The 18286-nt window shown below is 44.2% G+C and carries 14 protein-coding genes and 3 pseudogenes; 4 read left to right on the top strand and 13 right to left on the bottom strand.

Annotated elements, in window-relative coordinates; genetic code table 11:
* Positions 1 to 23 precede the first annotated feature (23 nt).
* From EAE89_RS08230 to EAE89_RS08245, 4 genes are read right to left on the bottom strand one after another with little or no spacing between them, the layout of a single operon-like run.
* The gene (locus EAE89_RS08230) at positions 24 to 1832 is read right to left on the bottom strand and encodes an ABC transporter ATP-binding protein (RefSeq protein WP_244866287.1); all 1809 of its coding nucleotides are present in this window, start codon (positions 1830 to 1832) and stop codon (positions 24 to 26) included.
* Positions 1762 to 3594, bottom strand: coding sequence for an ABC transporter ATP-binding protein (locus EAE89_RS08235; protein WP_054478537.1), 1833 nt, complete (start codon positions 3592 to 3594; stop codon positions 1762 to 1764). The genes EAE89_RS08230 and EAE89_RS08235 overlap by 71 nt, the downstream gene beginning before the upstream one ends.
* Positions 3584 to 4831 carry an MFS transporter gene (locus EAE89_RS08240; protein ID WP_149616624.1) on the bottom strand — a complete coding sequence of 416 codons (1248 nt, stop codon included), beginning with the start codon at positions 4829 to 4831 and terminating at the stop codon, positions 3584 to 3586. The genes EAE89_RS08235 and EAE89_RS08240 overlap by 11 nt, the downstream gene beginning before the upstream one ends.
* Positions 4828 to 6834: a TonB-dependent receptor gene (locus EAE89_RS08245; protein WP_054478540.1), complete on the bottom strand. Its 2007-nt coding sequence runs from the start codon at positions 6832 to 6834 to the stop codon at positions 4828 to 4830. The genes EAE89_RS08240 and EAE89_RS08245 overlap by 4 nt, the downstream gene beginning before the upstream one ends.
* A gap of 359 nt (positions 6835 to 7193) precedes the next feature.
* On the opposite strand from EAE89_RS08245, the gene EAE89_RS08250 reads away from it, so the two are divergent.
* Entirely contained in the window at positions 7194 to 8174 is a 981-nt protein-coding gene (locus EAE89_RS08250; RefSeq protein WP_214085670.1) for a helix-turn-helix transcriptional regulator, read from the top strand.
* 96 nt (positions 8175 to 8270) lie between these two features.
* Here EAE89_RS08250 and EAE89_RS08255 read toward each other — a convergent pair whose 3' ends face one another.
* From EAE89_RS08255 to EAE89_RS08275, 5 genes and pseudogenes are all read right to left on the bottom strand, one after another.
* The gene (locus EAE89_RS08255) at positions 8271 to 10124 is read right to left on the bottom strand and encodes a polyurethane esterase (protein ID WP_054478544.1); all 1854 of its coding nucleotides are present in this window, start codon (positions 10122 to 10124) and stop codon (positions 8271 to 8273) included.
* A 672-nt stretch (positions 10125 to 10796) separates the two neighbouring features.
* Positions 10797 to 11426, bottom strand: a pseudogene (locus EAE89_RS08260) (IS110 family RNA-guided transposase); the annotation flags it as partial.
* 327 nt (positions 11427 to 11753) lie between these two features.
* Entirely contained in the window at positions 11754 to 12287 is a 534-nt protein-coding gene (locus tag EAE89_RS08265) for a plasmid pRiA4b ORF-3 family protein (RefSeq protein ID WP_214085671.1), read from the bottom strand.
* Positions 12288 to 12403: 116 nt separating this feature from the next.
* Entirely contained in the window at positions 12404 to 12742 is a 339-nt protein-coding gene (locus tag EAE89_RS08270) for a helix-turn-helix domain-containing protein (RefSeq protein ID WP_054478551.1), read from the bottom strand.
* Positions 12723 to 13103, bottom strand: coding sequence for a type II toxin-antitoxin system RelE/ParE family toxin (locus tag EAE89_RS08275; protein WP_054478553.1), 381 nt, complete (start codon positions 13101 to 13103; stop codon positions 12723 to 12725). Before EAE89_RS08275 ends, EAE89_RS08270 begins: the two co-directional genes overlap by 20 nt.
* Positions 13104 to 13315: 212 nt before the next feature.
* Between EAE89_RS08275 and EAE89_RS08280 the strand changes: the two are divergent.
* The 3 genes and pseudogenes from EAE89_RS08280 to EAE89_RS08290 form a co-directional block, all read left to right on the top strand.
* Positions 13316 to 14265, top strand: a pseudogene (locus EAE89_RS08280) (IS110 family RNA-guided transposase).
* A 242-nt stretch (positions 14266 to 14507) separates the two neighbouring features.
* The gene (gene bla / locus EAE89_RS08285; protein WP_054478555.1) at positions 14508 to 15392 is read left to right on the top strand and encodes a class A beta-lactamase; all 885 of its coding nucleotides are present in this window, start codon (positions 14508 to 14510) and stop codon (positions 15390 to 15392) included.
* Positions 15382 to 15507: pseudogene (locus EAE89_RS08290) on the top strand (type II toxin-antitoxin system prevent-host-death family antitoxin); the annotation flags it as partial. The gene bla and the pseudogene EAE89_RS08290, both read left to right, overlap by 11 nt.
* A 191-nt stretch (positions 15508 to 15698) precedes the next feature.
* Here EAE89_RS08290 and EAE89_RS08295 read toward each other — a convergent pair.
* The 4 genes from EAE89_RS08295 to EAE89_RS08310 form a co-directional block, all read right to left on the bottom strand.
* The gene (locus EAE89_RS08295) at positions 15699 to 15938 is read right to left on the bottom strand and encodes a hypothetical protein (protein WP_054478557.1); all 240 of its coding nucleotides are present in this window, start codon (positions 15936 to 15938) and stop codon (positions 15699 to 15701) included.
* The gene (locus tag EAE89_RS08300) at positions 15935 to 16591 is read right to left on the bottom strand and encodes a hypothetical protein (RefSeq protein WP_214085672.1); all 657 of its coding nucleotides are present in this window, start codon (positions 16589 to 16591) and stop codon (positions 15935 to 15937) included. The genes EAE89_RS08295 and EAE89_RS08300 overlap by 4 nt, the downstream gene beginning before the upstream one ends.
* A gap of 213 nt (positions 16592 to 16804) precedes the next feature.
* Positions 16805 to 17167, bottom strand: coding sequence for a hypothetical protein (locus tag EAE89_RS08305; protein WP_052105887.1), 363 nt, complete (start codon positions 17165 to 17167; stop codon positions 16805 to 16807).
* The gene (locus EAE89_RS08310; RefSeq protein ID WP_214085673.1) at positions 17164 to 17988 is read right to left on the bottom strand and encodes a hemolysin BL-binding protein; all 825 of its coding nucleotides are present in this window, start codon (positions 17986 to 17988) and stop codon (positions 17164 to 17166) included. The genes EAE89_RS08305 and EAE89_RS08310 overlap by 4 nt, the downstream gene beginning before the upstream one ends.
* Positions 17989 to 18286 lie beyond the last annotated feature (298 nt).

The raw sequence follows: 18286 nt of genomic DNA on the forward strand, positions 1-18286 counted from the left end.
TAATAAATTAGATAGTGGGTGGGTTACACCTTATGCGGGTGTAAATGCCAATGCTCTTCTGAGCCAAGGTGATTTTCCCAAAGGGATTGATAAAACAGGCAACGTCTTAGTAATTCGTCATGGGTACCGCTATCACAAAGGGTTCCATGATCCATCACCAATATTTGATCAGCGCGGGTTATCGTGCTTAGCCGATGAGCAATGACAAAGACGGTTTTATTTTGAGTAAGAGAATCAAACGCTTCTTGTATCAACTGCTCATTCTCGGGGTCCAGCGAAGCCGTGGCTTCGTCCAGGAATAAAACGGGAGATTGTTTTAGAATCGCCCGGGCAATGGCAAGCCGCTGGCGCTCACCACCAGACAGCGTACTGCCATCCACACCCAACGGTGTCTCGTATCCTTGCGGTAATGCCATAATCGTATCGTGGATATTGGCAAGGCGGGCGGCTTGTTCCAGTTGTAACTGAGTCGCATTGGGATCACCCAAACGGAGATTATTAGCGACAGTATCCTGAAATAGTGCGGTTTCCTGGAACACCATGGTGACGGTGTCATACAGTGCTTGAGTCTGGTAATGATGGATATGATTCCCACCCAGACGAATTTCACCTTTATCCAGTTGATAGAAAGAGAGCAATAAATAGGCCAGAGTGGATTTACCACTGCCGCTTGGTCCCACAATGGCGGTTATACTGCCTTGGGGGGCATAAAATGAAACGTTTTGGATGGCTGGTTGACGAGTACCTGGGTAGCTAAATGAGATGTTATTAACTTCAACATCATATTTGGTTGGCGCTGCTAATGGCCCAGAGACTTGCGTAGCAACAGTTTCTATCTCTGCAATATGGGTTTCACCGACTTGCGTCAATGCAGTTATATTGAGCAGAGGAATGATCCCGCGTAAAGGGGTAATAGTGGCGAACAACAACAGAATAGTGATAAGCATTTCCGAAAGTGTTAATGCTTCTGGTGAATTAAAGCGCAGGGCGCCTGCCAGAATGCCAACGACCACGCTGGTATCAATAATGATGTAAAACAAACTCAATAGCGGAATACTTCTGAACACTCCGCGGCGGAATGCAACACGTAATTGGTCGATTTCGCGGTCAAAACGCTGTTCTACCGTTGTGGTCGCTGCCGCAGCACGAATAAAGGACATACCTTGGGCGTACTCTACAATTGCTTCGGATGCATTAGCCATCATAACGGCTCGCTGGCGCAATATTTCATTCAGTTTTTTGCGGATGGCCCCCAGGATCAGCATGCCAACCATCAGCACCAGTAATGCACTACCGGCAACAACCCAATCGAACCAGAATAAAGCCAGATAGATGAGAGCCAGCATCATCACCTGACAGGCGATTTGCGGTGTGGTATAGGCTGACTGGTTTTCCTGCCATTGCACATCTTCAGATAACGTTAACGCTACTTTTCCGGCACTCAATCCCCGAATTGTGGCTACCGACATACTGACCAGCCGTTGTAGCAAAGAGCGGCGGATTTCTATACCCAGTCCATAAGCAGCAATGGTGAGTTTACGTAATGCGCGGGCCATAAAGGCGAACCGGAGCAACAGTAAAATAGCCAATAACGTCAGAATGATCAGTGGCAGCATGTTGTTGCTACTTTCTTCCAAATGAGTGATAGCCCAGGCAGCAATAGCAAGTTGAGCCATAATCGCAACGGTATCAAGCTGCTTATATAACAATCCGCTGAACCAAACCCGTTGCAGTTTTGGTGACAAATGTTGCTGGAGACGATTAAATAGCCCCATGATAATTTGCTCCTGTCCCGGTATTTTCTCTCCGCCAGGCAGACCACTGTCTGGCATATGCGCCTTGCTGTGCGACTAGTTCATCATGAGTGCCTTGTTCAATGATTTGTCCTTTATCCAGGACCAGTATTTGATCAAAATGGCGGATAGTCGGCAGGCGGTGGGCAATAACAATCACTGTTTTATTGCGACACAAGGCATTGAGTGCTTGTTGCATCTCTTTTTCACATTCTGGATCGGCATAGGCTGTGGCTTCATCCAATACAAGAATAGGGGCGTTTTTCAGGATAGCGGCGGCAACAGCGATACGTTGTTTTTCTCCGACAGACAAGCTGATACCGTGGTTAAGCACCGTGTTGTAGCCTTGTGGTAACTGTTGGATAAATTGATGCGCTTGTGCTGCGGCGGCAGCGGCTTCAACTTCAGCTTGTGAAGCATCAGGGCGGGCGAGTCGTATGTTATTGGCTATCGTATCGTTGAACAGAAATACCCGCTGGAAAACAAAAGAGAGGTTATTACGCAGAGTTGGCTCATCCATATTGCGGATATCCACCCCACCAACAGTAATCTGACCTTGTTGAGGGTCCCAAAGACGAGCAATCAGGTTTGCTATCGTGGATTTACCAGAACCACTGGCGCCGGTTAAGGCTAATGAACTGCCGGCAGGTATGGAAAAAGAGATGTTATTTAACGCGTTATCCTGTGCATCTTGATAGGAGAAACTGACATTATGCAAAGTAACACTATGATCTACAGGAACACTATGATCTACAGGGATGGGATCGGCAGGTGTTTGACTCTGAGTGCATGGTGCCAGTTCAGGCTGATTCATTAACCAGCGATAGCGTGTGATCAGCGCCTCTTGTTGTTGCAGACGTGTCATCACCGCGAACATGGATGAAGCAATATTACCGAATGCCATTGCAGCCAGAATAAAGAAAGTGAATTCAAATAAAGAGATTTCTTGTCGGTTGAATAGCCAAACTGCCAAAGGGAGAACAAACAACAGATTGGCGCTGGATAGCACGAAAAACCGGCTGGATTTGACCTGCACTTTCTCAACCCAAACATCGATAATCCGGGTCAGAGCGGTAAACGCCCCTTCAGCGCGTTGGAGTGCAACATTACCGCCTGAATAAGTTTTTACTACGGGAATGGCGTTGATAACTTCACCCATTGTCGAAGCAATACGATTTTGGGCTGCGTAAAAGCGCTGAGTAGTGGTTTGAACTTTTATCTGAATGTAGATGAATAATAAACAGGCGCCTAAAGTTGGCGCAAATGCCGCCAATGCTAACCGCCAATCGATGACCAACATGACACTCAATGCGATCAGTGGACTGAACAAAGTTGCTGACATCTCTGGAATGATATGGGCAATACCATCCTCAAGTTGTTCTACGTCATCTAACATCATCTTCTTTATTTCGGTGCTGTCAGTCAGCATGAAGAAGCCTAAAGGAACGGACTTCAACTTACTGCTGATGTTACGACGAACATCAGCCTGAACATCGGCAGCGATCAAATGAGAAACGAACGTTGAACCACTAAAAGTCAACATAGCGGCAAAAGTGGAGCTTAATAACATGATGCCGTAACTCAGTAGCGTGTCATATTGCTCGTCATAGATAGATTGGGTGATCAGCCCGGCAATCGCCGCCGGTAGTATTTGCAGACCAGCGGAAACGATGGCAAGCACAATAGCAACGTAACTCAGAGTGCGGTATGGGCGCATCATATTCCACAGCTCTTGAATGACACCGGCATCAGCGGCGCGTTGCTCTGGCGAGTTCTGAACAGAAGAGTCATTATTGAGCATGTAGGTTCTCCTTTTGGGAATTACGGAACTTGCGTAATGTCCAGAACAGGCCAGAAAGGGTGAAGAGTGACGCAAGAGCGAAAAGGGCAGCGTAGCCTGCGTTAGTTACAACCAGCCCGCCTAGCATTGAACAGATGATCGCAATGCTCATATCTGCGGATTGCATCAAGGCAAAATCCACGCCAGACTGCGAGCCTGCTGCCAGAGACATCATCTGGGTATACAAAGCAACAAATTTGGCCGCAGTGATTAATGTGATGAAAACGTATGCAACGGAAAGTAGGGCTAGTGGGGTTTTTGGTTGTTGAGCAAGCCAGAAAATACTGACTAACACTATACATTCAAACAACATCAGACCTAATAATGTTTGAATGGCGCCTAACTTACGTACAATGATGCCGCTAAGCAGAACACCGGATAACCCGGCTAATGCGCCGCCACTGGCAGCAATGATGCCAAGTTGGGTTAAATCCACTCCGCGATCTATCAAAAACGGGGAGAGCATACCCAATGAAAGGCGTGTGCCAATCATACATAGCAGTATTAACATTAATGCCTGTTTAACCGGAGTACGGTGTAATGCACTCTTTAGTGATGGTGTTACCGGAGTCTTTAAAACATTTGATTCTTTCTTTCCCTGTGTTTTTCGGATGAACAAAACAGGCAATGACATCAGTAAAATCACTATGGTTAACACGCCAACACCAATGTGCCAGCCGTACAGTGAGGTCAGATATAAAAATAGCCCACTGCCTATCATGGACCCCAGATAACTGCCCCCAACCTGCATGACGTTGCTCCAGGGACGATACTGTGGTGATAACCGGTCGATAGCATGACCATCGGTGGTGGTATCTATCACGGTCAGGCAAAGGGTGATCAGAAACAGACCAATGATAATCAGTGGCATATGTTCGGCGGGTTTTGCCAATGACATTGAACAAAAAAGCAGTGTAATTAACAGGTTACCGTAGAGCATGATACGCCGGGGATGGGTATCTCCAGAACCTGATTTACGATAGCGTTCTATAACGGGAGCCCAGAGGAATTTGAACGCCCAGGGTAACATCAACAGATAAAGCAACCCTATTTTATCTGGAGTAACACCGTGGCTGCGCAAAAATGCTGGCATGCTTTGTAACGTTAACATACCGATGGTACTTTGGATGGTATAAACACCAGCCAAAATCAGAAGTAGCAATGAGACATGACGGGGATGTGAGATATTGTGCGTCATAGTGTAACACTCACATCCAGCCCAATATTCAAGCCCTTATTTATCATACTGAGCGTACTGTTTCCTTGTTGGAAACTAGAGACCCGGTACTTTTTGTTGCCTAAGTTTTCGCCATAAAGTTTGACGTTGATACCATGGGCCATTTCTAAACTTAATGAAGTGTCGTAGAGCGTATATCCCCCTTGTTCAAGGGTATTTGCTTCATTAAAGTAGCTTTTTGAATAGTAGCGTGCACTGGCATTGAAATAGAGATTACCTGGTAGCAAGGTTTGATCGATCATATAGTCGAAGCTTGCATTGAGCATGACATCTGGCGCATAAGGCAGACGTTTGCCGTTATAACTCACGCCAGTTGTTGTATCGGTTGCATCCGTGAAATTTGATTTACCTACACTACCGCCAAGAGAAAATTTAACTCCTTGCATTGGTTTGATCTGACTATTCAGTTCAATACCTTTACTTTCCGCTTTTCCGGCATTGCGAATAGACTGCATACCAACCGGTCCAACATAGATCTGTTTATCTTTCGAACGGATGTAGTAGACAGCACTATCTAATGTTATTGCGTTATTAAAGAACGACGTGTGCCAGCCAAGTTCATAATTGGCTGAGGTTTCAGTATCGTAAGGCTTTCTATCATTGGCGGAGGAAACAATATTATTGAATCCGCCGGGTTTATAACCTTTAGTTGCAGAAACATAGAAACGGGTATCGGGTGTCAATTGCCAGCCCAGAGCCGCCTTAGGTGTGAATTCATTATTGGAAACTTGGTTATCGAAAGCCTCGACTGCCATCTTGCCAGAACGACCGGCATAGTCTATCTGCGATTTTTCGTGTGACAAACGACCGCCAAGAGTCAAATCCCATTGAGCAGCAATCGGTAGTTTAACTTCGCCAAACAGCGCTAGTGATTCTGCTTTGATCGTGTTAAAGGCAGCACCATAGTAGCCGGGATAGGCACTGGTATGATGTTTGTTACTCTCATCTGAGAACCAACCGCCAAGAACACTGCTAATCCCATTTGAATAGTTGGAGTTTAAACGCAGTTCTTGGGTTGTGGCGTGGTGTTTCTCTTTCCATTTACCTCCGATGAAATCACGGAAAATATCGCGATCCTGATAGGAGGTAACACTGGTTAATACACTGTTGCCAAAATCATATTCAACCTTGAATGCATAACTGTTGACTCGTCTTGTCAGCTCAGGGATAGAGCCTTCATATTTCTTTTGGCGGAATTGCTCGTCGGTTAAATAAAGTTCTTCATGTGAATCGAGATCTTCATGAGCAAAGCTAAGTTCAGCGCTGAAAGGGGAGTCTTCTGGCGCAAATGTCAGTTGCCCTTTACCTAGCCAGGTTTTGCTGGAGTCAATATTTTTATCACCACGACTTGGTATATCGATTTGTCCAGGCTCTTTTACCCAGCGCAGGCTGGCACTGCCGTAAAGAACATCCTCGATAAGAGGCATTGATCCGCTGAAGGAACCGCCTTGTTTCAACTTAGAATAGTTACCAGAAAGGTTAAGCCAGGGACCTTCTTTTGGCGAACGGGTGATAATATTGATAACACCCGCTTGGGCATTTCCGCCATATAAAGTGCCTTGGGGGCCGCGTAATAATTCTACACGTTCTACATTGATTAACTCTTGTGTAAGAAACTGGTGATCCTGAGGAACGCCACCAACATAAATCCGAATAGAAGGTGAATAAAAATCGGGTGAACTGATACCCCGAATTGTGGTTGCCGAATAAGTTCGGTTACCACGTGAACGAATTTGTAAACTTGGGAAAACACGCTCAAGATCTTGCACTTGAGTAATACCCGCTTGCTCAAGTTCTTCGCCTGTTTTAACCAAAACGCTGCCATCAACTTTATTTAATGCTTCTTCCCGTTTGTTAGCCGTCACAATCAAAGCATCTTCTATCGTTTCAGGCGAATGTTCTGCCCAGGCTACAGATGAAATCAGGCAATATAAGATAGACGCTTTAGCATATTTTTTTTTCATATAAATGCCTTTATGTTCTTTTAAATCATGTTTTACAAAAAGTAAGTGTGATAAAACAAAAAAACATACAGGGAGACTAACGGGAAATAGTAAAGTAGAGCTAACGGGATAGGGACAAAAATAGCGCATTGCGGACTATTGATAGTGATTATCATTATATGGAGATATATTGCCTATGTATATTATAAAAGCATAATATCCTGATGTGCACATAAAATACGGTTCTTAGTACCGCAGTAGTAGAAACCGAAATCTGTATTTTTCTGATGCTCACGACTCTGAAAAACCATGTATATGGAAGAGACTCGCTTTGCTTAAATTTTGAAATGATGTCTGATGCTAATTTTACAGGGGATCTCATGAAGACGATCTATAACAAAAAATTGGAAGTTTTCACTGCTGACTATTGCAATGGTATGCACTTACAGGTAGAGGAAAACAACACAAATCCTCCGTTGTTAACTGAGAAATTATCTGACGGAATTCACATAAACCGAATTCGTTTTGAGCTTAACAAAGATTTCACAGAATATTGTGAGGAGCCGCCAAACGTATCAATTGCTTTTATTCTAAGTGGGAAGGGGAAAATGGCGATTGAGAACAGTGATGTTTTGGATATTAATCCGGGAACAATGGTATTTTTCTATTCACCTAAGATGACGCGTGGCATGAGTTTCTTTAACCGTGGAACGTGGCATATTCTCGATATCCGTTTTTCTCTGAAAGAAATTGAAGCTCAGGAGTTGCCCTGTTTTACCAAATTAACTGCGGGTTTTGAGAAAAATGCTAGCTACAGTGATGTCTTGATGATGGCTCGTCCTATCTATCCCCCCTTTATGCAGATAGTCAATCAAATAGAAGAATGTCAATTAAATGGTAATGTCAGGAAGGTTTATTTAAAGGCGAAGGCGTTAGAGATACTCGCTTGTGTGACGGCTCAAATTTATGATTGTCAATATAATGTGATTAACGGTTTGCAGCGTCGAGCTGTTTATAATGCAATAAAAATAATTAACAGCGATTATCATTACCCTTGGACAATAAAATCATTATCGAAAGCAGTTGGTTTGAATGAGCGGAAATTAAAAGAAGGATTTCGTGCTGTTGTTTTCCGTACTTTCCATCAATATCTGGAAAACGTTCGTATGATCACGGCGGAAGATTTATTGAAAAAAGGGATGAGTGTGATTGAGGTTTCCACTGCGGTGGGTTATTCCAGTCCAAGTCATTTTTCTAAACGTTTCCGGCAACATTATTTGATCAACCCCAAAGCATGGCAGGCGAAATATGCTGTGAGCCACACATTATTGGCAGAACATATTGCCGCGGAAAGTAAGTAGAAGTTTCTATTTTATCGTTGAAGATTAAGGGAATTCTCAAAAGGTGGCCATTTTTTATGGCCACTCTATGGATAGGGATATCGCATGATTTTTATGTTATGCCAGTATTATATTATCTGCGGATAGACTATCCATGCTGACGCCAACCAAAGTGACGGAGTTTTGACCGAAGGTAAACACCAGATTATTGTCTACTATAGAGGCGTGATCCAGATAACTACTTTCATCACTGCTACCTTTGGTACCCAGGAACACCAGTTTGTCGGTTTTGTTGTAACCATAGATGATATCTTGTCCAAATTCACCGTTGAACAGGAAGGTATTGTTATTGCCTTGGCTTTTCAGCACATCGTTACCTTCACCGCCAACAAAGACATTATTGTTACCGAAGCCGATCAGAGTATCGTCACCATCCAGACCGAATAACCAAGAGCCGGAGGTTTTTGCTGTAAGAGTATTATCCCCGTCGTTGCCGGTTACTGAATTAGAGTATTTCGTTAACCCCTTATTGGAGGAGTACAAACCGTCGTTTCTGACTTGAGAATCTACTTCTTTGGTGAAAAACAGCCAGGTACTTTCTTTGCTTCTTATTGTGGAGATATCGGTGGCAATGGTGATACCACCTTGTGCATCGCGCAGATACAATGTACCCGCTTTGTCATAGGCTATTTCCGCACCTTTTAACGACTTCTGTAAGTCAAAGGTATTATGGCCTTTCCCGCCGGCAATAATGTTAAATCCGCCATCATCACGGAATATATCATTCCCGTCGCGTCCTTCCAGATAATCGTTTCCTTTACTTCCTTTAATTAGGTCGTTGCCGTCGGTACCGATAATAAAAGTACTGCCAGTGTGTTTCTCAGCATTTCGGTTTAAATCCTGTACCCAGGTATTTACACGAGAGACGTTGGAAAGATTGCTGACAACAATAGTCGAATCTTTATGAGTTAGGTCGTAAAATACTGAATCCATAATGCGCTGCATGCCGCTCTGGTAAAACGGAGTTACATGCGAAACCCAGGTTGATGGGTTAGCAATAGAGAAAGGCAATACATTCCACCAGTTTGAAGCATAGTGATCATTAAAGTTAACAATATTATTTGTCGCAGAATCCTTTGGTGCATCATGTACGCCGGGTGATGACGAAGTGACGCTGGTACCCGTCAATACGCGGAATACGGGATCATTTTCATATCCCACGTTCAACACCTTGCCATCCTTCTCATACTGTGATGGTGAAGCGAAAGTTATGTAGTTAGACTGGGAGTAGAATCCACCCCATTTTTCATTACTGGCTTCCGCCATACTGTTCGTCGCTAATCCTCCCAAACTATGACCGCTGACCACAATGTCACTGCCAGTCAGGCCATTAGCTTTAGCGTAATTAGCCACATGATCCAACAACCGACCAAAAGCGTTTGGTGTATAGTTATTCGAATATTCTGTCTTTCCTAAGCCGACCAACACATTGTTGATAATGTCACCGAATGTATCGGTGATTATTGTTTCCCGTGGGCCGCTGGTGCCACGAAATGCAATGCCAATAGAAATCAAATTGCCGTCGGCATCATATTTCCCCATCACTTCCGCTTGGGCTGTGGAGTGACTTGATTTTTCGCCATAAAAGGTACCGCGGGCATCTGTTTTACCCTGATAGCCTAACTCGTCAGCACTGATAGTAAACCATCCGGCTTCGTTAAGGTTATCTCGTGCTTGTTTTTCCGAATCTGGGTTCCAGGGCAATTTAGGCGTGATGCCTTGTGAGGTTGTACTGCCGATAATGGCCTTCAATAACGTTAATGGCATCCCTAAGCCAAAACCGTAATTGTAATATCCCTCGGCAAATCCACTCCCCAGATTATGATAAGCATACCCGGAAATAGCTTTAGCGTCGGAAAATAACTCTTTTGAAGTAGTGTCATCAAAATCTTTATACTGAAAAACACCCATGATGCATATCCTTGTAAGGTTAAAATAAGGTTAAAAGAGTGTTCTAAAAATATTAACGAACTAGGTAAGTATAGATTGCTACAGTTGATTTAAAGTTTAATTATCTGATAATTTATAAATTAGTGAGCCATCATGAAGATTTGATATTTTTGTGTAACTTATGTTGAATAAATGTTGCAGCAGTGCTAGGGAGCTGGAGAACAAGATTAAAAATGGAGTAAATGATGGATGGCAATAGTTCATGCCACTATAAAGGGGATTTATTAATTTGATTTAGTATTTATACCCTTCATCTTTCAAGCTGCGGCTTTGTTGGCTGCGTTCACTTACCCCAGTCACATCGTTATCTATGCTCTTGGGGATGCATTCTCTTGCCGACGCGCTGCAAATTGAAATCTATTGGGTATATAAAAATCTATGGTCACCCTCGTTTTTGCAACACTCATTTTGATGAATTTTGGGCTTGCTTAAATCTATCCGGCGTCACTATAGGCAAGGAACCTGCGCCTCGATGAGTTCCGCGCCTGATGAACCTTAAAAGTGTGCCAGCTTCAAGGAGCCAATTTTTATGCCAGGTTTCTCATCAGGCCGGTAGGCCGTTCATGTCATCAATTATCAGTCTTCGCAAAACCAGTGGGGTAATCGTTAAATAGATTCACAATGACGTCAGTTTCAGGCAACAAATACCGTGTGTTGTATCGTAATAGCCCAGGCTATCCGGGCGAGTTTATTAGCCAACGCACAGGCCACGAGATTAGAATGCTTTCGTTCAAGTTGCTGCTTAACCCAGTCAGCCAGTTTGCCTTTTCTATGCTCGATATGCAGTATGAACGTTCGGGCACATAGCACTAACAGTTGCCGGAGTGTCTTGTTACCCCGTTTACTGATCCCCAATAAGGTTGTCTTTCCCCCAGTACTGTACTGGCGGGGAACCAATCCCGTCGAGGCTGCAAAATCCCGGCTGTGTGCGTATTGCTTCCCATCGCCCAGTTGTGAGGAAAGCACACTCGCCGTGATAGGGCCAATGCCGGGGATCGTCATCAGCCGTTGTCCGGTATCATCCTGAGCAATCTCCTGTGACAGGGCGGTTTCAATCTCGGTGATTTGTTTAACCAGATAGTGATAATGCGCCTGTAACCGCAGTAATACCTGTACCAGATAAGGGGGAAGTTCATGTTCACCCAACACAGTGGAGAGCTGTTTTATCACAGCAATTCCCTTGGGCATACTGATGCCAAACTCAAGCAGGAAAGCCTGCATCTGGTTAGTGGTTTTCACTTTATCCCGGACCAGCGATTCCCGGGCAACAATCATGCAGTCAGACAACCATCAAGGGATTAAGCCCGTTAATGAGCTCATTAGTGTGGGGCACTTTTTTAACTCACTATAAATTAAGCAATTAAGCGTGCTTATCAGATAGCAGTGAGAACCACTCAATCGCCACAATTCCCCGTAACCTGAGTGGTTAAACTATTTTATCCAGCTTTCATCGAATCCATGCCCCACATTTTTTTACGCTCTCACTGGATTGCCGACAGTAACGTAATATTCCGGTGAACTCACCTTGCGTTGTCAGATAACAACAAAATGGGATGTTAACTGAAGGGATTCTCAGGCCAAGGCAGCAGCTCATTCAACCGATTGTTCGGCCTGGAAGGGGTAGTGACCGGGTAGCCCGGTCACTACCCCTTCCAGTGGACGGATCTCTCCAACCGTTGTCGAATCATCGGCATGAATAATTACGTCAAGCAATGCCAGTGTTTTATCAGATTCATCGCCTAACGTCGCGTCGGGCATTCTATTTCCGGCCAAACAAAATGGGGACGCTAAATTAGAATTTTCGAGAACCGTTTCAATACGGATATCATGAATCCAGTGTTCGAAAAAGTTGTACTCGTAGGTAAAACGGTCACCGGCATCAAATTCAAAATCATTCAGCATGATTTTGTAAGGATTGTCAGGAAACCCGATCCCACCGGAGTAGGAAATATCGTAATTTTTGCCATAAATACGGAATTGATGCAGATGATCATCCTGCCATCCCAGCGCGATCTGAATGATATAGTGCAAAGCCGCTAAAGAAGTCTCGCCTGACAATCTGAATCGGCGCCAGACCATTGGACTGATACCTCGGAGGGCGACTTTCACAATATAAGTTTTCATGGTAGAGAGTCTGATGAAACACGTACTTAATTGCTCATTCTATCGTCGATTTACACAGTACCCCACAGATTTTTATGCTCTCTTTGCCCCTCGTTTCAAAGCAGGGGCATATGAGCTTACCCGCTATGTGCCAAGATTAAATGCCCAGTCTCGGCGGTGGTCGGCTTGACGGTGATCTCAATGTCGCAGCCCAGCCGGTTCAGACACGCCATCAACTTACGCTCTGACAGGTTGGAGAAGTCGCCCCGGAACAGATGAGACACCTTCGCCTGACTGATCCCCATACGTTCGCCAGCAGTGGTTTGTGTCAGCCCCAGCCGCCGGATAGATTTGATGATCTCAACGGCCAGGCCAGATTTGATTTTTTGTTTTTCGGCATCAGCGAAGCCCAGATCGGCAAACACGTTACCGGAGCTGATTTCAACCTCTATGCCATTAATGGTTTTCTCTTTCATTTTTCATCTCCTGGGCCATGACAGCAGCCACTTTCAGTCGATTGCGGATGATGTCCATTTCTTCTTTCGGTGTCGCTATGCCGCGTTTACTCTTCTTCTGGAACGCATGCAGCACAAAGACCGCCTCGTCAAATTTCACCGTGTAAACGGCCCGGTAGGTACCGCCTATATCATCCTCGACCACTTCAAGAACGCCGGCGCCACCAAACCCTTTCATTACCTTCACCGCATCATGCTTTTCGCCACGCTGCGCAAAGTCCAGTGTAAAACCAAAGAAGCGCTGCACGTCCTTCGGCAAATCCAGCAAATCTTTCTTGCTGCTGCCAATCCACACTAGCGGCTTTTCACCTTGTTGCCCCATCCTGATTATACCTTTTCTGGTATGGCGTAAATTACACTATACCATAAATGGTATATTCTGCAACTCCCTCAACCATCCAGTTACAGGAGAGCGTAAAAATCTATGGTCACCCTCGTTTTTGCAACACTCATTTTGATGAATTTTGGGCTTGCTTAAATCTATCCGGCGTCACTATAGGCAAGGAACCTGCGCCTCGATGAGTTCCGCGCCTGATGAACCTTAAAATTGATGTTGCCAGAGCTTCACTCGAAATTGCGCTTAGTGCACAGGGAATTGTCATGACATTCCCAAATACCCCTGAAGGCCATGATCAACTAGCATCTACTTTGGCTAACTATGAGATTGATTTAGTTGTATTAGAAGCAACCGGTGGTTATGAGATGCCCGTTGCTTGTGTTTTACAGACCAGAGGGCTGGCTGTTGCTATCGTCAATCCCCGACAAGCCCGTGATTTTGCTAAGGCAATGGGATATCTAGCCAAAACCGATAAAATAGATGCCCAAATGCTGGCACAGTTAGCCCTGGTTTTATCTCAACAAACAGATCGGGATAAAATAACCAGAGTGTTGCCCTCTGCTCAGCAACAAGTGCTGCAAGCCATGATCACATGTCGTCGCCAATTAGTCACACTTTCCGTCTCGGAGCGCCAAAGATTAGGAAGTTGCCATCCAGAAATTCGAGAAAGCATCACTTTAATGATCAGTTTTATACAAGAACAACTTAAGGTCATTGAATCGGCGTTATCTAAACACATCAAGGCCCATCATCGTTCCAAACTCGATTTATTATCGACAGTAAAAGGCGTTGGTCCTGCCACAATAGCCACTTTGATCGCCGATGTCCCGGAGTTGGGTAAGTTAACACGCCGTAAAATTAGTGCAGTGCCTTGGTTGGCGTTGCACCGTTTAATCAGGATTCGGGATTCTTCCGGGGAAAACGAACAATCTTTGGAGGAAGAGCAATAGTGCGTCGAATGTTATATATGGCTACGTTAACAGCAATTAGATTTAACCCCGTTCTCTGCGCTTTCTACAAGAGATTGACCGAAGCAGGCAAGCCAAATAAAGTCGCCATCGTTGCTTGTATGCGTAAATGACTGGTCATTCTCAATGCAATGATAAAAACAAATAAACCGTGGGATGAATCATTCCACACGGTTTAAAGTGAAAGACAGTTGCTCATTAGTGTGAATTATGGTGGAAAAACTTTATCGTTGATTCACTCATTCAATTGAGTAAGTCCATGAAATTTTTATTGATTCCATACAAGTTACAGTAAATAACATCTCCATTTAAGCAGAAAAGGAGTATTTTATCGTGAATTGGCATGCTGTTTTAATGTTTTTATCTCTATAATGAGCCTTTCTTCATGTAGTTCTACTATTTTATTTTGCGAGATCCAGATATGAAGCATTCTCCATTGCGGCGTTCATTGTTATTGGCTGGTATTACTCTTCCATTGGTCAACTTTGCTTTTCCCGCTTGGGCAGGTGCGATTCCTTCATCATTGCATAAACAACTTGCTGAGTTGGAAAATAGTGCGAAAGGCCGTTTGGGGGTGACGCTGATCAATACTGTAAATGGTCAGGCGATCCAGTATCGGGGGGATGAACGCTTCCCTTTCTGTAGTACTTTCAAGCTGATAGTTGCTGCTGCGGTGCTGCACAAAAGTATGTCTCAATCGGACTTGCTGGCAAAACATATCAATTACAGCGAGGTGGACTTGCTGTCTTATGCGCCTATTGCTCGCAAGCATCTGGATCAGGGGATGAGCATCACGCAATTATGTGCTGCAACATTGCAATACAGCGACAACACGGCAGCCAATCTGTTAATTAAAGAATTAGGTGGGGTGGCGGCTATTAACCATTTTACCCAAAGCCTTGGTGACCATACATTCCGGCTTGACCGTTGGGAACCTGATTTGAACAGCGCCATTCCTGATGATCCCAGAGATACAACAACACCGGCAGCAATGGCGGCCAGTGTGAATAAAATCGCATTTGGGGCGGTTCTGGCTGCATCACAACGAGACCAGTTGATCGACTGGCTCAAAGGAAATACCACTGGAGATGCGAGTATTCGTGCTGGTGCTCCGGCAGGTTGGGTAGTGGGAGACAAAACTGGCGGTGGTGATTACGGTACCACTAACGATGTAGCCATACTTTGGCCGCCAAAGGGAGCACCTGTGATTCTGGCAGTTTACTTCACCCAATTTCAGCAAGATGCCGAATCACGTCGTGATGTGCTGGCTTCGGCTACGCGGTTGGTGATGGAGCATTTGGCTTAACCAAGATGTTAGCAGGGCAAAGAAGGCGGCTAAAAACGGCCCTGTGTTTATCACAGATCGCGGTAAGCCAGCGCATGTCTTGCTAACTTTTGAAGAGTACCAACGAATCACCAAGCTTTTTATGATATGACTGTTGTCACACGAAATATCATTGATTTTGAGTTGACTGACGTACCAATATTAAATCCTTGGGTTTAAAGATGATGAAATTTGAACGATTCTTATCGGCGCTTAAATGGTTATTATCCACTGAACCTTATCGTATTCCTGACGATATTTATCCCTGACAGTAGAACGGCAACGGTCTTAATTCTCACGATTTCCTTTCAAACGGGATAAGATCCAGATTCCTATTCCAGTCGGTATACCTGTCACTACCCCTTTTTTTACTGAAAAAACAACATCATCATGCCAACTAAAGATGAATGTTTCGTTTTTCAAATAAACTAAAATCGCAGCACACAGGCATCCTGATAAGACCACCATAATCATAATAATTGTGCAGAATAACAGAAGAATCAGTAATGACTTAAAATGAGTTATCATTTCGCTCCTCCTGATTTATCCAGCTTATCCTCAACTTTACTGCCTGTAACTTCACTGGCTATAGCACCACCAATAGCTCCGATAGTACTTGCCGTTTTATCCGATACTATAGGGAAATATTTATTTCCAACGTCGATTACTTTTCCTCCAGCAGTACCTACAACATTACCAACTGCTGCACCTACTGCCGGTGCAAGTGGATTTTTATCTTGCAATTTTGCCCCAACATAAGCACCCGTTATACTCGCCACTTCTGTAAACCAAAAGCCTTTGCCTTGTGTTACCGCTCCTGTTCCCGTGGCTATCAATGCGTCAGTCATGTTCACTGGGCCATTTGTCAATTGATTACTAACATTAGCGGTTCCACTGATTATACCTCCAGCAAAAATACTTCTCACTGTTGCTCCTGATGGTAGTAACAGTGGTGCTGCTACCGTGGACATTCCTGCTCCCCAAGCGACTAATAATCCTCTTACCGGATCTTGTCCTTCCGGGTGATCGCCTTTGGCATGTTTTGACAATGCTGCCGAAATCTCTTGAGGGGATTTACCTTCATTTAACATAGCGGTAGCCAGACTTGATGCTGACCGACCATAATCCGCCATGCCTTTGGGTAAGCTCAGGGCATTATTATCCGCAACAACGCATTCCATTGCGAAGTTGATTACCGAACTCCGATTTCCCCAATGCCCTCAGTCAGTTACAATCCGTTTTTTCCCGTGCGGTTTGGTCGCCGAACCCAAAACTTCCTGACGCGACTTTTCAGCCCGATAAGCCATTTTGTCCGGCATAATGAACTTCACCTTTAGAGCTAGATGGTTGCCCAACATTTTGGGGTATAGTTCACAACGGCTAGGATTTCTACTTTACTTGTTAGGATAGTTATAATGCTCAGGCACCTGATAATTTTCTGGTATATTCGGCCACTCTGAATTTTTTAAGAAAGTATCAGAATCATCTTTTATATCCTCAAAAAAACCGGACAATCTCATTGAATGCACTCTAATGTAAACTAATGCGGCTTGCATGGTAATTTTATCATCAATAAGCTGTGCTTTTTGTAATAAACAAATTGCCTCTTTTAGCCTATGCATATCCAGCAAATACATTTCATTTAAATCACTTTCATAATCAATCAATAAGTTATCAGTGACATTACTTTCAGAGATTTCTTTCGAAAGTTGATGATAACTATCATTTAACATTTCAAAGAAAAGATCTTTAATCATTTTGGGAGTCTCCTTCCTTCAGCTGCTGCTGCCTTAGTTTTATCTAAATTAATCGAACCATCCAAATTCAACACATGAATAAAGTTTCCTCTCTTATCAAAAACTTCCAAGTGGTTCTTATGACGGCCATCTAAATAGAATTGATCGCCTGTACGGATATTATCACTTATATCATTTGATGCTTTGTAGACACTCTGTCCTTGGTAAATCTTACTAGTTTTTTGTGAGTTTCCTTTCGCTTGGTTACCAAATCCTTTCTGTTTAAAGAATTCTTTCATATTCCCAACCGCTCCCTGATTCGGTTGATACGATTGCTTGTCTTTTCCAACATCTCCACCGCTTTTTGCTCCAGCTTTACTGACCCCTCCGGCCACTCCCGCAGACGCAGCAATTCCCGTCTGCCCCATAATCTTCACGATTTCCTGGGTTGTCTCTTCTGAGCCCCCGGTGACTTGGGCACGATGGAGCACTAAATTCCGTGATGCGTCAATATTCGACATGGCACCGCGTAAATCTGCCCATTCCCGTACTTCTGCCGGTGTGAGGGAATCCAGCCCCTGCATTCTGGCTTTTTCCTGAATTTCACTTATCCGAGCACTGTAGTCACCTTGCAATGCCCGCAACTCTTTGGCAACAGCAACGCACTGGTCAGCGCCTGAACACGTTGCTATCCGCTCCTGAACCTTGTCATATTCCTGCCGATATTTATCCCTAACGGCAGAACGGCAGCTGGTATCACCCTGACAGTTGACCAGTTCCTCACTGCGCGATTGATTCTTCTCCACGCTTAGGTGGTTGTTGTCCACAACAACGCATTCCATTGCGAATCTGACTGCCGGACTCTGACTTTCCCAATGTACTCAGTCAGTTACAACCAATTTTTCCAGTGCGGCTTTGCCGCCGAATCCAAAAACCCCCGACGCAACTTTTTAGCCTGCAAGCAACTTTTCTTAGACGTAATGAACTGCACCGTTTAAATGTCGGATGATTGTCTAACATTTGGGGTACAGCTCACATCGACTGGGATTTTTACTCCAACTTACTTATATGCATTAGATTTTTTTAAATTCTGGTAGTTGTTCGATAACATTTTTGACGGTATTTTTCTCAAAATGTTTT

The organism is Photorhabdus heterorhabditis, from assembly GCF_018448905.1.
GTDB classification, from domain to species: domain Bacteria; phylum Pseudomonadota; class Gammaproteobacteria; order Enterobacterales; family Enterobacteriaceae; genus Photorhabdus; species Photorhabdus heterorhabditis.